Genomic DNA, 13,037 nt, shown 5'->3' with positions numbered 1-13,037 from the left:
CGGTGCTATCATGCCCCCGAAACTTGAAACGAACGCAAAGATCTGTCTTAGACCGGAGAACGATCGAACAGACGGCGTCCGGCGGGCATGGGCTTGTATTATGTGTCCAGATCTGGTATAATCAAAGGTGATTTTCTTGCGGAAAAGGGGGGAGGACAGGATGAAATATCAGCAGTGGCGGCGTCCGGCGGACCGGTCGGAGGCTGTGGCCGCGCTGGAGGCCGGGGGCATCCCCGCTCTGCCGGCCCTGGTGCTGGCGGCGAGAGGGATCTCCACGCCCCAGGAGGCCAAGGCGTTCCTCTCCAGCGGCCCGGATCTGCTCCAGGACCCCATGGCCATGGCGGACATGGACCGGGCGGCGGCCCGGATCCGGCAGGCCCTGGAGGCCGGAGAGACCATCGCCGTCTACGGAGACTATGATGTGGACGGCATCACCTCGACCTGTCTCCTCACCAGCTTCCTGCGGGACCGGGGCGGGACGGTGCTCTCCTATATCCCAGACCGGATGGAGGAGGGCTACGGCCTGAGCTGTGCCGCCATCGACCTGCTGAAGGGCCAGGGCGTCTCCCTGATCGTGACGGTGGACTGCGGCATCACCGCCGTAGAGGAGGCCCGGCACGCGGCGGAGATCGGTGTGGACCTGGTGATCACCGACCACCATGAGTGCAAGGAGTCCATCCCCCAGGCCGCGGCGGTGGTGGACCCCCGGCGGCCCGACTGCCCCTATCCCTTCAAGTCTCTGGCCGGCGTGGGCGTGGCTCTGAAGCTGGCTCTGGCCCTGACCGTCCCGGAGGGGCGGCCCGCCGTCCTGAAGAGCTACGCGGACCTGGCCGCCATCGGCACTGTGGCCGATGTGATGCTCCTGACCGGGGAGAACCGGGCCATCGTGACCATGGGCCTGTCCGTCCTGCGGCGGACCCGGCGGCCCGGCCTGGCCGCCCTCCTGCGGGAGGCCGGTCTAGCGGAGAAGCCCGTGACCTCCATGTCCATCGGCTACACTCTGGCCCCCCGGATCAACGCCTCCGGCCGGATGGGGAAGGCCAAGGTGGCGGCGGAGCTCCTGCTGACCGAAGATCCGCTCCGGGCTTCGGAGCTGGCCAAGGAGCTGTGCAGCCTCAACCGGGAGCGGCAGGCCATCGAGGCCGACATCTTCGCCCAGTGTACCGCGCTGGCCGACGCGGTCCCCGCCGGGGAGCGGAGCGCCCTGGTCCTGGCCGGAGAGGGCTGGCATCAGGGCGTGGTGGGCATCGTGGCCTCCCGTCTGGCGGAGCGGTACTCCTGCCCTGCCTTCATGATCTGCCTCCAGGACGGCCGCGGGAAGGGCTCCTGCCGGTCCTTCGGGGGCTTCAACCTCTTCGCGGCGCTGGAACAGTGCGCTGATCTGCTGGAGGGCTTCGGCGGCCATGAGCTGGCCGCCGGCTTCACCATCTCGGAGGGATGCATCGACGCCTTCCGCCAGCGGATGAACGAGCTGGTCCGCCGCCAGACCGGAGGAGCGGAGATGGTGTCGGTGCTGGACATCGACGCTGAGGTCCCAGATCCCGCCGTGCTCACCCAGGAGCAGGTGGGGGCGCTGGATCTGCTGGAGCCCTATGGCTCCGGCAACGAGAAGCCGGTGTTCTCCATGGCGGGCTGTACCATCGGTTCTCTGGCAGAGGTGGGGGGCGGCCGGCATCTGAAGCTCCGCCTCAACGCGGGGAACAAGGTGTTCGACGCGATCTTCTTTGCCGCCACTGCCGCCGCCGCGGGCGTCCGTGCCGGAGACCGGGTGGACGTGGCCTTCTGCCCCCAGATCAACGAGTTCAAGGGCTGGCGCTCCGTCCAGCTCCAGATCACCGACCTGAAGCCCGCCCGTACCAGGGCCCAGAGCGAGCAGGAGCTCTATGAGCGCTTCTCCCGGGGGGAGGAGCTGACCCCGCAGGAGGCGGCCTTCCTCCTGCCCAGCCGGGAGGAGTTCGTGGCCCTGTGGCGCTACCTGAAGGGCCGCTCCGGCGGGAACGACCTGGAGGAGAACGGCCGCAGGATGTCCCGGAACTTGTCCCGGGACACGGGCCGCCACGCCCCCTTGCCCCGGACCATGGTGTGTCTGGAGGTGTTCGACGAGCGGGGGCTCATCTCCCTGGAGCAGAAGCGGGACTGCTTCCACATCGCCTTCCGCCCGGTGGAGGGCAAGGTGGATCTGGAGCAGTCCGCGATCGTGCGCCGGCTCCGGCGGCTCATGGAGCAGTGACCGGACGGCCTGCGGAGACACAGACAGAGAGAGGCGGCCCAAGGGCCGTCCACACGAAAACGAGGTGGATGGGATGGACCCGATCTGGGAGCGCTATGAGGCGCTGAAGGACAAGATAAAAGAATACGATCCCGGCCTGGATGCCAAGCGGCTGGACGATGCCTTCTTCTACGCGGACAACGCCCACAACGGGCAGCTCCGGAAGGACGGCTCGCCCTTCATCACCCATCCTCTGGCAGTGGCGGAGATCGCGGCGGACCTGGAGCTGGACGAGGACTCCATCATCGCCGCTCTCCTCCACGACACCGTGGAGGACACCAGCGCCACCTATGACGAGGTGTCCAAGCGCTTCGGCAAGAGCGTGGCCGACCTGGTGGACGGCGTCACCAAGCTGACCAAGGTGAAGTATGTCTCCAAGGAAGAGGAGCAGATGGAGAACCTGCGCAAGATGCTCATGGCCATGGCCAAGGACATCCGGGTGATCCTGATCAAGATCTGCGACCGGCTCCACAATATGCGCACCATGCAGTACCAGTCGCCCAAGAAACAGCGGGAGAAGGCGCTGGAGACCATGGAGATCTATGCCCCCATCGCCCACCGCCTCGGTATGCAGAGGGTCAAGTGGGAGCTGGAGGACACCTCCCTCCAGTACCTGGATCCGGTGGGCTATGAGGAGATCTCCAAAGAGCTGGCCGCCCGGGCCGCCGCCCATGAGGAGTTCATGGCCACGATCCAGAAGAAGATCGAGGAACGGCTGGCCGAGGAGGGCATCAAGGCCACGGTCTACGGCCGGATCAAGCACGCCTACTCCATCTACCGCAAGATGTACGGCCAGAACAAGACCATGGACGAGATCTTCGACCTGTACGCCTTCCGGGTGATCGTGGACGACATCCCGTCCTGCTACAACGTGCTGGGCTGTATCCACGATATGTTCAAGCCGGTGCTGGGCCGCTTCAAGGACTACATCGGCACCCCGAAGCCCAATATGTACCAGTCCCTCCACACCACCGTCATCGGGCAGGAGGGCCTGCCCTTCGAGGTGCAGATCCGCACCTGGGAGATGCACCACACGGCGGAATACGGCATCGCCGCCCACTGGAAGTACAAGCAGGGCATGGCCAACAAGGACCTGGGCAGCGAGAGCACCTTCGAGTGGGTGCGCAAGCTGCTGGAGGCCCAGCAGACCACCGACGCGGAGGAGTTCCTGCGGTCCATGAAGGTGGACCTCTTCTCCGACGAGGTGTTCGTGTTCACCCCCAACGGCGACATCATCAATCTGCCCTCCGGCTCGACGCCGATCGACTTCGCCTACTCCATCCACTCGGCGGTGGGCAACCATATGACCGGCGCCAAGGTCAACGGCCGCATGGTGCCCTTCGACACCCAGCTCCAGAACGGCCAGATCGTGGAAGTCATCACCTCCAAGACCGCCAAGGGACCCAGCCGGGACTGGATGAAGCTCTGCAAGTCCAACGAGGCCCGGAACAAGATCCGCCAGTGGTTCAAGAAGGAGCGCCGGGAGGAGAACATCGCCACCGGCCGCGCCGCCTTCGAATCGGAGCTCCGCCACTCCGGGCTGAGCCTGTCCGCCATCACAGGGGAGGAGATCCTGCCCCATGTGCTGAAAAAGGTGCGTTTTGGCACGCTGGACGAGCTGTACGCCGCCATCGGCTACGGCGGCATGACCGCCCAGAAGGCCGTGGTCCGCATCAAGGACGAGCTGGCCCGGCTGGACCGGGTCCAGGCCGAGCGGGCCGCCGCCGAAAAGCTGGCCCAGGATCAGCAGAACGAGACCATCATGCCCAACCGGGGCGCGGCCGCGAAGCAGACGCCGGCCCCCGTGCCGGACAAGACGCCCCGCCACTCCTCCAACGGCATCATGGTGGAGGGGCTGGACAACTGTCTGGTGAAGTTCGCCAAGTGCTGTAGTCCCGTGCCCGGCGACCCGGTGGTGGGCTTCATCACCCGGGGCTTCGGCGTGTCGGTCCACCGGGCCGACTGCCCCAACTGCGCCCCCTCCAAGCGCCGGCCGGAGGAGGCCGGGCGGTGGGTCAAGGTCTCCTGGGTGGACAGCGGGCAGACCGCCTATCAGACCGCGCTGGACCTGTCCGCCAAGGATCGGGACGGCCTGACGCTGGACATCGCCATGGCACTCTCCTCCGCCAAGGTGAAGGTGAACGGCCTCAACGTCCACGCGGCCCCCGACGGGTACGCGCTGGCCTCCATCCTGCTGGAGGTCCGGGACCAGGCGGAGCTCACCAGCGTCATCAATAAGCTCAGCCAGCTCCAGGGCGTCTATCAGGTGAAGCGGACCACGGGATGAGCGCCGCTTCGAAGAGATGCCTATCCCTGTCTTTTCCACAAATATCATCCATCCAGAGCGATGGATCTGGAGGTAACTCGATCATGGAAAATCGCTTCGTGCCCCTGCTCCTGGGGGCGGACATCAATGTATACAGCATGGCCCGGGCCTTCCACGAGGCCTACGGCGTCAAGACCGTGGCCTACGGCATGTTCCGGTCCGGCCCCTGCATGGGCAGTGACATCATCGACTATCGGGTGTGCGAGAAGAACGACGAGCCCGAGGTGGTCCTGGCCAACGTGAAGAAGGTAGCGGAGGAGTTCCCCGACCGGAAGGTGATCGTGCTGGGCTGCGGCGACAACTATCTGACCTCGATCGCCTGCAACCTGCCCAACTTCCCGGAGAACGTGATCGCCCCTTATATCGACCTGGCCACCATGGAGGTGCTGATCCACAAGGAGAAGTTCTACGAGCTGTGCGACCAGTACGGCATCGACCACCCCGCCACCTTCGTCTACAAGAAGGGGATGGGACACGATTTCGAGCTGCCCTTCTCCGGCCCCTTCGTGGTCAAGCCCGCCGAGTCCGCCACCTACTGGGACCACCCCTTCGACACCCAGAAGAAGGCCTATATCCTCCAGACCCGGGAAGAGGTGGACAAGACCCTGGACGAGATCTACGAGCATGGCTATGAGGACTCCCTGATCATCCAGGACTTCATCCCCGGCGACGACAGCTATATGCGGGTGGTCACCAACTACTCCGGCGAGGACAAGAAGGTCCGCCTCATGTGCGTGGGCCATGTGCTCCTGGAGGAGCACACCCGCCACGGCATCGGCAACCACGCCGTGATCATCACCGAGTCCGAGCCCGAGCTGTGCGCCAAGCTCCGCCATCTGCTGGAGTCCATCGGCTACACCGGCTTCTCCAACTTCGACGTGAAGTTCGACCAGCGGGACGGGAAGTTCAAGGTCTTTGAGATCAACACCCGCCAGGGCCGGAGCAACTACTATGTGACCGGCGCGGGCTACAACCTGGCCCGTTATCTGGTGGAGGACCGGATCGAACACAAGCCCTGCCCCCTCACCGTCACCGAAAACCGCCATCTGTGGATGGTCATCCCCAAGCAGGTGGCCTTCGACTATATCCCCAAGAAGTACCACGGCGATATGCAGGCCCTGATGGACCAGGGCCAGTGGGTCAACCCCCTGTTCTACAAGGCGGACAAGAATTTGATCCACAAGCTCCGCATCCTCCGGGACCAGCAGCGCTATAAGCAGCGCTACGCCAGCTCGATGGAGAAGGCCAACGGATGAGGAGCGAGCGGCCGAAGCTGGGCATCCTGGGCGGGATGGGCCCCCAGGCGACGCTGGAGCTCTGCCAGCGGATCGTGGACTACACCGCCGCCGACCGGGATCAGGACCATATCCCGACCCTGATCTACAACGACACCTGGGTCCCCGACCGGACGGCCTCCATTTTGGGGACCGAGGAGGAGCGGGAGGCCTGCTGTCAGTCCCTCCTGCGGGGGGCGCGGCTCCTGCGGGACGCGGGCTGTACCGTGCTGGCGGTGCCCTGCAACACCTCCCACTACTTCGCGGACCGGCTCCAGCGGGAGCTGGAGGGCATGGAGCTCCTCCACATGGTCCGGGCCACGGCGGAGGCCATGGCCCGGCGGGGCTGCCGCCGGGTGGGCATCCTGGCCACCGACGGCACCGTCCGCACCGGCGTCTACCAGCGGGAGTGCGAGGCGCTGGGCATGGAGTGCCCCGCCCTGCCCCCGGAGATCCAGGCCCAGGTCATGTCCATCATCTACGACGAGATCAAGCGGGGCCTCCCCGGCACGCTGGAGGAGTTCCTCCCCATCGACCGGGCGGTCCGGCGGGAGCTGGGCTGTGACGGCGCGATCCTGGGCTGTACCGAGCTGTCCGTGTTCCGTACGGAACACGGACTGAGCGGCTACTATCTGGACGCCCTGGACGTACTGGCCCGCCAGTGCGTCACCGCCTGCGGCTATCCTATGCGGGAAGAACGGGTGGACTGAATCCACAGAAGACGGCGGTCCCTCATAGCGAGGGACCGCCGTTTTCTGTGGATGGAGCGGGTCAAAAGGAGCTGAGGGGGACGGAGCCGTCGTCTTTGGCCTTCTCGATCGTCTGGACGATCACGTCGTAGCTGTAGTCATCGTTGACGTGGATGGTGATCCGGTCGCCCACCTTTTTGCCCAGGACCGCCCGTCCCACGGGGGATTCCCGGCTGATGAGGCCGTGGAGGGCGTCCTGCCGCATGGTGGTGACGATCTGATAGGACTCGGTCTCATCGTCCTCCTCCACATAGACCGTCACCTTGTCATAGAGGCCCACCGTATCGGCGGAGGAGCGGTCATCGATCACCACGGCGGTGCGGATCATGTTCTCCAGGAAGCGGATCCGGCTCTCGTTCCGGTTCTTCTCCTGCTTGGCGGCCTTGTACTCGAAGTTCTCGCTCAGGTCGCCGAAGGCCCGGGCCTCCTTCACTGCCTCCAACAGCTTGGGACGGAGACGGATCCGGCGCTCGTCCAGCTCGTCCTTCATCATCTGGATGTCCTTGGGCGTCAATTCATTGTGCATGACGCGGTCCTCCCTTCAAGATCGAAGCATGAAAAGACCGCCCGCGGATGACGGGCGGCCTCAGTATGTGCCGATGGGGCGCGTTATTCCCAGTCCGCGTAGTCGTCGAACTCGGAGTGGCCGCAGCAGCCCTTCTTGGACTCCAGCCGGGCTCCGATGCCGGCGAAAAAGGCGGAGATCTTGTCCCAATAGGCGATGACGCAGCAAACGCTGGCGGCGGTGGCGAGGGCCAGCGCGACGATCTTCAGCACAAAACGGGCGACCTTCATATCCGTGCCTCCTTATAAGCTAGTATAAGTGTAGTTTACACGCTTTCCGGGCAAATTACAATGTCTATCTCAAAGTTTTTCCCTTGTAGTCAGGGCGGAAATAGAATATAATAAAGTGACTATCATATGCCTGCGAAGCGCACCCGGTGCGCCTTATCCCCATACAGAAAGGAAGGTCCTTTATGAAGCTGCAGACTGAAAAGGGCGAGATCCGCATCAGCAGCGAGGTCTTCACCAACATCACCGGCGCGGCCGCCACCAACTGCTACGGCGTGAAGGGCATGGCGATCCGCTCCACCACCGACGGCCTGGTCCATCTCCTGCGGAAGGAGTCCATGTCCAAGGGCGTGAAGGTCATCTATAACGACGATTCCACCGTCTCCATCGAGCTCCACATCATCGTGGACAACGGCGTCAACCTGATGGCCGTGAGCCGCTCCATCATGAGCGAGGTCCGCTATGTGGTCAGCAAGACCACCGGCGTGGCGGTCAAGAACGTGGATGTCTTCATCGACTCCATGGTCATCGGCTGAGCAGCCCATCCATCGACAGAAAGGAACACAGAACATGAGAGATACCATCGACGGGGCGCTGCTGACACGGATGATCGTCCATGCCTCGGCCTCTATCAACAGCCAGAAGCAGAGCATCAACGAGCTCAACGTCTTCCCAGTGCCGGACGGTGACACCGGCACCAATATGAGCCTCACCATCGGCACCGCCGCCGCCGAGCTGAAGAAGAAGTCCCTCCGCACCGTGGGCGAGGTGGCCTCCGCCAACGCCTCTGCCCTCCTGCGGGGCGCCCGGGGCAACTCCGGCGTTATCCTGTCCCTGCTCTTCCGGGGCTTCGGCAAGGCGGTGAAGGACAAGGAGACCATCGACGGCCGGGATCTGGCGATCGCTCTGGACTTCGGCGTGGCCGCCGCCTATAAGGCCGTCATGAAGCCCGCCGAGGGCACCATCCTCACCGTGTCCCGTCTGGCCGCCGCGCGGGCCGCCGCCGCCGCCCGGGAGGATCCCACCCCTGAGACCGTGCTGGAGGCCGCCATCAAAGAGGGCCATGTGGCGCTGGAAAACACGATCGAGCAGAACCCCGTCCTGAAAAAGGCGGGCGTGGTGGACGCCGGCGGCAAGGGCTTCCTGGTGATCCTCCAGGGCATGCTGGACGAACTGCGGGGCGTAGCCATGCCCGAGGACGGCTCCGACGGGGCCGAGCCCAAGGAGAAGGCCGATTTCGCCGCCCTGAGCGAGGATGAGATCACCTTTGCCTTCGACACGGTGTTCATCATCCGAAAGAACGACCCCGATGTGGACCTGGATCCCTACCGGGCCTATCTGAACAGCATCGGAGACAGCCTGGTGATCGGCGAGGACGACGAGGCCTTCAAGGTCCATGTCCACACCAACACCCCCGGCGACGCCCTGAACGAGGGCCAGAAGTACGGCATCCTGGAGCTGGCCAAGATCGAGAACATGCGCACCCAGGCCGAGGATCTGGCGGCCGGCAAGCACGTCCAGAGCACCGACGATCTGGAGGCCGTGGAGGAGGAGCTGGAGAAGGGCGCCGCCGCCCAGCCCGCCGCTCCCGCCGCCCCGGAAAAGAAGTACGGCGTGGTGACGGTCTGCGCCGGCGCCGGCCTCGCCGCCGTGTTCCGCGATCTGGGCGCCGACGGGATCATCTCCGGCGGCCAGACCATGAACCCCTCCACCGATGACATCATGCGGGAGATCGACAAGACTCCCGCCGAGATCGTCTTCGTCCTGCCCAACAACAGCAACATCATCATGGCCGCCCAGCAGTGCGTGCCGCTGGCCGAGGGCAAGAAGGTGGTGGTCCTGCCCACCAAGACAGTGCCCCAGGGCATCTCCGCCCTGCTGGCCATGGATCCCGACGCGGAGGAGGCCGACAACCTCTCCGCCATGGAGGAGGCCATCGGCCGGGTGTCCACCAGCGAGATCACCTATGCGGCCCGGGACTCCGACTTCGACGGCTTCGCCATCAAGCAGGGGGACTATCTGGCTCTGGCCGAACACCAGCTCTTCGGTACCGACCGGGATCTGGACGCCCTGCTGGAGCGGCTGGCCAAGGCCGAGCCTCAGCAGAAGGCCGAGTTCATCAGCATCTTCTACGGCGCGGACGTGTCCGAGGCCGACGCGGAAAAGACGCTGGAGCTCTTCCGGAAGGACTGCCCTCAGGCGGAGGTCAACCTCCTCCCTGGCGGCCAGCCCGTGTACTACTACATGATCTCCGCGGAATGATCCGATGGATGAAAGCGCCGCGGCGGCCCGTATTTCGGGCCGCCGCGGCGCTTTTCGCATCCAAGAGAGTCACAGGATCCCGCCAAAGACCTTGATCATGAAGCCGGCGGCCACGGCGGAGCCGATGACGCCTGCCACATTGGGGCCCATGGCGTGCATGAGCAGGAAGTTGCCGGGGTCGGCCTTCTGGCCCTCCACCTGGGAGACCCGGGCGGCCATGGGCACTGCGGATACGCCGGCGGAGCCGATGAGGGGATTGACCTTCCCGTGGGTGAGGACGCACATGAGCTTGCCCAGCAGGATCCCGCCGGTGGTGGACAGCAGGAAGGCCAGCAGACCCAGCACGATGATCTTGATCGTGTCCCAGGTCAGGAAGGTGTCAGCCACGGCCTTACAGCCCACGGAGAGGCCCAGGAAGATCGTGACGATGTTGCACAGGGCGTTCTGAGCGGTGTCGCTGAGGCGGTCGGTGACGCCACACTCCCGGAGCAGGTTGCCCAGCATGAGCATGCCGATCAGCGGGGCCGTGTCGGGGATCAGGAGGATCACCAGCGTGGCCACGGCGATGGGGAACACGATCTTCTCCGCCTTGGAGACGGTGCGGAGCTGTTCCATCTTGACCTTGCGCTCCTTCTCCGTGGTGAGGAGGCGCATCAGCGGCGGCTGGATCATGGGGATCAGGGCCATGTAGGAGTAGGCCGCGATCGCGATCGGGGGCAGGAGCTCCGGCGCCAGCTTGGAGGCGGTGAGGATCGCGGTAGGGCCGTCCGCGCCGCCGATGACGGCGATGGCGGCGGCCGCCGCCGGGGCGAAGCCAAGGGCCAGCGCCAGCAGGAAGGCGGAGAAGATGCCGAACTGGGCCGCCGCGCCCATGAGCATGGAGGAGGGCCGGGCGATCAGCGGGCCGAAGTCCGTCATGGCGCCGATGCCCAGGAAGATGATGGAGGGGTAGATCGCGTGCTCCACGCCGAAATAGAAGTAGCGGAACAGACCGCCCTCCTCCAGGATGCCGGTGAGGGGGAAGTTGGCCATCAGGATGCCGAAGGCGATCGGCACCAGCAGGAGGGGCTCGAACTTCTTCCCGATGCCCATGTACAGGAGGACGAAGGAGATCAGGATCATGATCAGGCTCCTGGGGTCCTCCAGAAAGGCGGCGAAGCCGGACTCCCCCAGGATGCGGGCCAGCACTTGGGTGAACGAGAATTGCATGACGCTCCCCCCCTTTATGCCAGGGTGGCCAGAAGGGTGCCGGTATCGACCACCGCGCCCTTCGCGGCCGGGACGGCGGTGATGGTGCCGTCCATGGGGGCGCAGATCTCGTTCTCCATCTTCATGGCCTCCAGGATGAAGAGGATGTCGCCGGACTTCACGGCCTGGCCGGGGACACAGCGGACCTCCAGGATCGTGCCGGGCATGGGGCTTTGGATCGGCTTCTCATTCCCGGCAGAGGCGGCGGGGGCCGGAGCGGCCGGAGCGGGAGCCGCGGGCGCGGCAGGGGCGGGCTGGGCGGCCGGCTCCGGGGCGGGACCGGTGTAGACGGCGGTGGCCTTGCCCCGCTCCACGTCCACTTCGAACTGCTTCCCGTTCAGGGTGACGATATATCTCATTGTCGTTTTCCTCCTTGCCGTCTTACAGTGCCCGGATCCGATGGAAGATCAGGGAGTCCAGAGGGATGCCGGTCTCATAGCTGACCACGGCCATGACCATGGCGGCGGTCTTTTCGTCACAGCCGATCAGGGCCACCTGGCCCGTATAGGCCGCGCCCGGATCCGCTTTCTCAGGGACCGGCGCGGGGGCCGGGGCCGGCGTGGGCGCGGCCGGGGTGGCGGGCGTCCTCCGGCCCGCCACGGCGGTGGTGAGCCGGGAGACCACCGGGATCATGAGACAGAGGATGCCCAGCATCAGGAACACGATGACCAGCCCGGACAGGGCCACCAGGACCGCCTCCAGCGGGGTGAGCGACGTGATGCCCATCTCACTCCACCTCCCGGATGGTATAGCTGGCCACCAGGGCCTCCTTCATGGCGCGGTCGGTGAAGAACTGCTCCGCCTGCTGGGGGAAGGCGATGTAGCTCAGCACATCCAGATCGCTCCTGGCGTCGCCGCCCAGCTTGGCCTGGGCCTCCGGGAACTCCGGGGCCAGCCCCTCGGCATAGCGGCCCCGGATCGGGGACTGGTCCCCCAGGACCCGGCGCTGGAGCTTCGGGTCGATGGGGCCGGGAGCGGTGCCGTACTCGCCCCGGATATAGGCCTGGATCTCCTTGCCGATGCTCTTGTAGCGCTCACCCAGGAGGACGTTGACGGTGGCCTGGACGCCCACCATCTGGCTCAGCGGCGTGACCAGCGGGGGATAGCCCAGGTCTTTGCGGACCTTGGGGATCTCGGCCAGGACCTGATCCAACTTGTCGATGGCGTTCTGGGCCTTGAGCTGGGAGACCAGATTGGAGAGCATCCCGCCGGGGACCTGATAGACCAGAGCGTCGGTCTTGGTGGAGAGGACATAGGGGTCGAACACGCCGTTCTCGGCGAATTTTTTCTGCACGGGGACGAAGAAGTCGTCCACCTGCTTGAGTACCGCCGGGTCCACGCCGCAGTCGAAGCCCATCTGGCCGAGGGCGTAGACCATGGAGGCGGTGGAGGGCTGGCTGGTGCCGCCGGAGAAGCAGGAGGTGGCGCAGTCGATGCCCGCCGCCCCGGCCTCGGCGGCCTTCAGATAGGTCATATAGGCCAGGCCGGTGGTGGCGTGGGTGTGGACATAGACGGGCAGATCCACCGCGTCCTTCAGGGCGGAGACCAGATCATAGCACTCCCTGGGGCTCATGATGCCGGCCATGTCCTTGATGCACAGGGACTGGCAGCCCATGGCCTGGATCTCTTTGCCCAGCGCCACATACATGGCCTGGTCGTGGATGGGGCTGAGGGTGTAGCAGACCGTGCCCTGGGCCTCGCCGCCGGCGGAGAGGCAGGCCTCTACGGCGGTGCGGATGTTGCGCAGGTCGTTGAGCGCGTCGAAGATGCGGACGATGTCCACGCCGTTCTCCACCGAGGCCGCCGTGAACCGGCGGACCGTGTCGTCCGAGTAGTGGTGGTAGCCCAGCAGGTTCTGGCCCCGCAGGAGCATCTGGAGCTTGGTATGGGGCATATGGGCGCGGATGGCGCGCAGGCGCTCCCAGGGGTCCTCGTGGAGATAGCGCAGGCAGGCGTCGAAGGTGGCGCCGCCCCAGCACTCCACGGAACGGTAGCCGGCTTTGTCCATGGTCTCCAGGATGTCTTTGAAGTCGGAGGTAGCCATCCGAGTGGCCATCAGGGACTGCTGGGCGTCCCGCAGGACGGTCTCAGTGATCGCGAAGGGGCTCATGAGCCTC

12 protein-coding genes are annotated in these 13,037 nt (G+C 65.3%); 6 read left to right on the top strand and 6 right to left on the bottom strand.

Annotated features, from left to right (window positions below):
• Nucleotides 1-160: 160 nt before the first annotated feature.
• From recJ to KQI12_RS10580, 4 genes are all read left to right on the top strand, one after another.
• Complete coding sequence (gene recJ, locus KQI12_RS10595; RefSeq protein WP_216573205.1) at nt 161-2,230, top strand: single-stranded-DNA-specific exonuclease RecJ; 2,070 nt, start codon at nt 161-163, stop codon at nt 2,228-2,230.
• Nucleotides 2,231-2,303: 73 nt separating this feature from the next.
• Nucleotides 2,304-4,556: a bifunctional (p)ppGpp synthetase/guanosine-3',5'-bis(diphosphate) 3'-pyrophosphohydrolase gene (locus KQI12_RS10590; protein ID WP_216573203.1), complete on the top strand. Its 2,253-nt coding sequence runs from the start codon at nt 2,304-2,306 to the stop codon at nt 4,554-4,556.
• A gap of 83 nt (nt 4,557-4,639) precedes the next feature.
• Complete coding sequence (locus KQI12_RS10585; protein WP_216573201.1) at nt 4,640-5,851, top strand: ATP-grasp domain-containing protein; 1,212 nt, start codon at nt 4,640-4,642, stop codon at nt 5,849-5,851.
• Nucleotides 5,848-6,579 carry an aspartate/glutamate racemase family protein gene (locus tag KQI12_RS10580; RefSeq protein WP_216573199.1) on the top strand — a complete coding sequence of 244 codons (732 nt, stop codon included), beginning with the start codon at nt 5,848-5,850 and terminating at the stop codon, nt 6,577-6,579. Before KQI12_RS10585 ends, KQI12_RS10580 begins: the two co-directional genes overlap by 4 nt.
• Before the next feature lie 61 nt (nt 6,580-6,640).
• Here KQI12_RS10580 and KQI12_RS10575 read toward each other — a convergent pair whose 3' ends face one another.
• The gene (locus KQI12_RS10575; protein ID WP_216573197.1) at nt 6,641-7,144 is read right to left on the bottom strand and encodes a transcription elongation factor GreA; all 504 of its coding nucleotides are present in this window, start codon (nt 7,142-7,144) and stop codon (nt 6,641-6,643) included.
• Between the two features lie 83 nt (nt 7,145-7,227).
• Nucleotides 7,228-7,413, bottom strand: coding sequence for a hypothetical protein (locus KQI12_RS10570; protein WP_216573195.1), 186 nt, complete (start codon nt 7,411-7,413; stop codon nt 7,228-7,230).
• A 182-nt stretch (nt 7,414-7,595) separates the two neighbouring features.
• Between KQI12_RS10570 and KQI12_RS10565 the strand changes: the two genes are divergently transcribed.
• Complete coding sequence (locus KQI12_RS10565) at nt 7,596-7,946, top strand: Asp23/Gls24 family envelope stress response protein (protein ID WP_216573193.1); 351 nt, start codon at nt 7,596-7,598, stop codon at nt 7,944-7,946.
• Nucleotides 7,947-7,980: 34 nt separating this feature from the next.
• The gene (locus tag KQI12_RS10560) at nt 7,981-9,672 is read left to right on the top strand and encodes a DAK2 domain-containing protein (RefSeq protein ID WP_216573191.1); all 1,692 of its coding nucleotides are present in this window, start codon (nt 7,981-7,983) and stop codon (nt 9,670-9,672) included.
• Nucleotides 9,673-9,741: 69 nt separating this feature from the next.
• On the opposite strand, the gene KQI12_RS10555 is transcribed toward KQI12_RS10560, so the two are convergent.
• From KQI12_RS10555 to KQI12_RS10540, 4 genes are read right to left on the bottom strand one after another with little or no spacing between them, the layout of a single operon-like run.
• Nucleotides 9,742-10,881, bottom strand: coding sequence for a sodium ion-translocating decarboxylase subunit beta (locus KQI12_RS10555; RefSeq protein ID WP_216573189.1), 1,140 nt, complete (start codon nt 10,879-10,881; stop codon nt 9,742-9,744).
• Between the two features lie 14 nt (nt 10,882-10,895).
• Nucleotides 10,896-11,279, bottom strand: a complete 384-nt coding sequence (locus KQI12_RS10550) for an acetyl-CoA carboxylase biotin carboxyl carrier protein subunit (protein ID WP_216573187.1) — start codon at nt 11,277-11,279, stop codon at nt 10,896-10,898.
• A 22-nt stretch (nt 11,280-11,301) separates the two neighbouring features.
• On the bottom strand, nt 11,302-11,646 hold the full coding sequence (locus KQI12_RS10545; protein WP_216573185.1) for an OadG family transporter subunit: 345 nt from the start codon (nt 11,644-11,646) through the stop codon (nt 11,302-11,304).
• 1 nt (nt 11,647) lies between these two features.
• Nucleotides 11,648-13,030: a pyruvate carboxylase subunit B gene (locus tag KQI12_RS10540; RefSeq protein WP_216573183.1), complete on the bottom strand. Its 1,383-nt coding sequence runs from the start codon at nt 13,028-13,030 to the stop codon at nt 11,648-11,650.
• Between the last annotated feature and the right edge of the window lie 7 nt (nt 13,031-13,037).

The sequence above is a fragment of the Pseudoflavonifractor sp. MSJ-37 genome, assembly GCF_018917965.1.
Classification (GTDB): domain Bacteria; phylum Bacillota; class Clostridia; order Oscillospirales; family Oscillospiraceae; genus Pseudoflavonifractor_A.
The sequence above is the reverse complement of the archived record's forward strand: the minus strand, read 5'-3'. Positions and strand labels throughout refer to the sequence as shown.

Bases quoted from the DNA above. Each gene is read 5' to 3' on its own strand.
- KQI12_RS10575 (WP_216573197.1), bottom strand. From the start codon at position 7,144: ATGCACAATGAATTGACGCCCAAGGACATCCAGATGATGAAGGACGAG.
- KQI12_RS10570 (WP_216573195.1), bottom strand. From the start codon at position 7,413: ATGAAGGTCGCCCGTTTTGTGCTGAAGATCGTCGCGCTGGCCCTCGCC.
- KQI12_RS10580 (WP_216573199.1), top strand. From the start codon at position 5,848: ATGAGGAGCGAGCGGCCGAAGCTGGGCATCCTGGGCGGGATGGGCCCC.
- KQI12_RS10550 (WP_216573187.1), bottom strand. From the start codon at position 11,279: ATGAGATATATCGTCACCCTGAACGGGAAGCAGTTCGAAGTGGACGTG.
- KQI12_RS10585 (WP_216573201.1), top strand. From the start codon at position 4,640: ATGGAAAATCGCTTCGTGCCCCTGCTCCTGGGGGCGGACATCAATGTA.
- KQI12_RS10590 (WP_216573203.1), top strand. From the start codon at position 2,304: ATGGACCCGATCTGGGAGCGCTATGAGGCGCTGAAGGACAAGATAAAA.
- recJ (WP_216573205.1), top strand. From the start codon at position 161: ATGAAATATCAGCAGTGGCGGCGTCCGGCGGACCGGTCGGAGGCTGTG.
- KQI12_RS10540 (WP_216573183.1), bottom strand. From the start codon at position 13,030: ATGAGCCCCTTCGCGATCACTGAGACCGTCCTGCGGGACGCCCAGCAG.
- KQI12_RS10555 (WP_216573189.1), bottom strand. From the start codon at position 10,881: ATGCAATTCTCGTTCACCCAAGTGCTGGCCCGCATCCTGGGGGAGTCC.
- KQI12_RS10565 (WP_216573193.1), top strand. From the start codon at position 7,596: ATGAAGCTGCAGACTGAAAAGGGCGAGATCCGCATCAGCAGCGAGGTC.
- KQI12_RS10545 (WP_216573185.1), bottom strand. From the start codon at position 11,646: ATGGGCATCACGTCGCTCACCCCGCTGGAGGCGGTCCTGGTGGCCCTG.
- KQI12_RS10560 (WP_216573191.1), top strand. From the start codon at position 7,981: ATGAGAGATACCATCGACGGGGCGCTGCTGACACGGATGATCGTCCAT.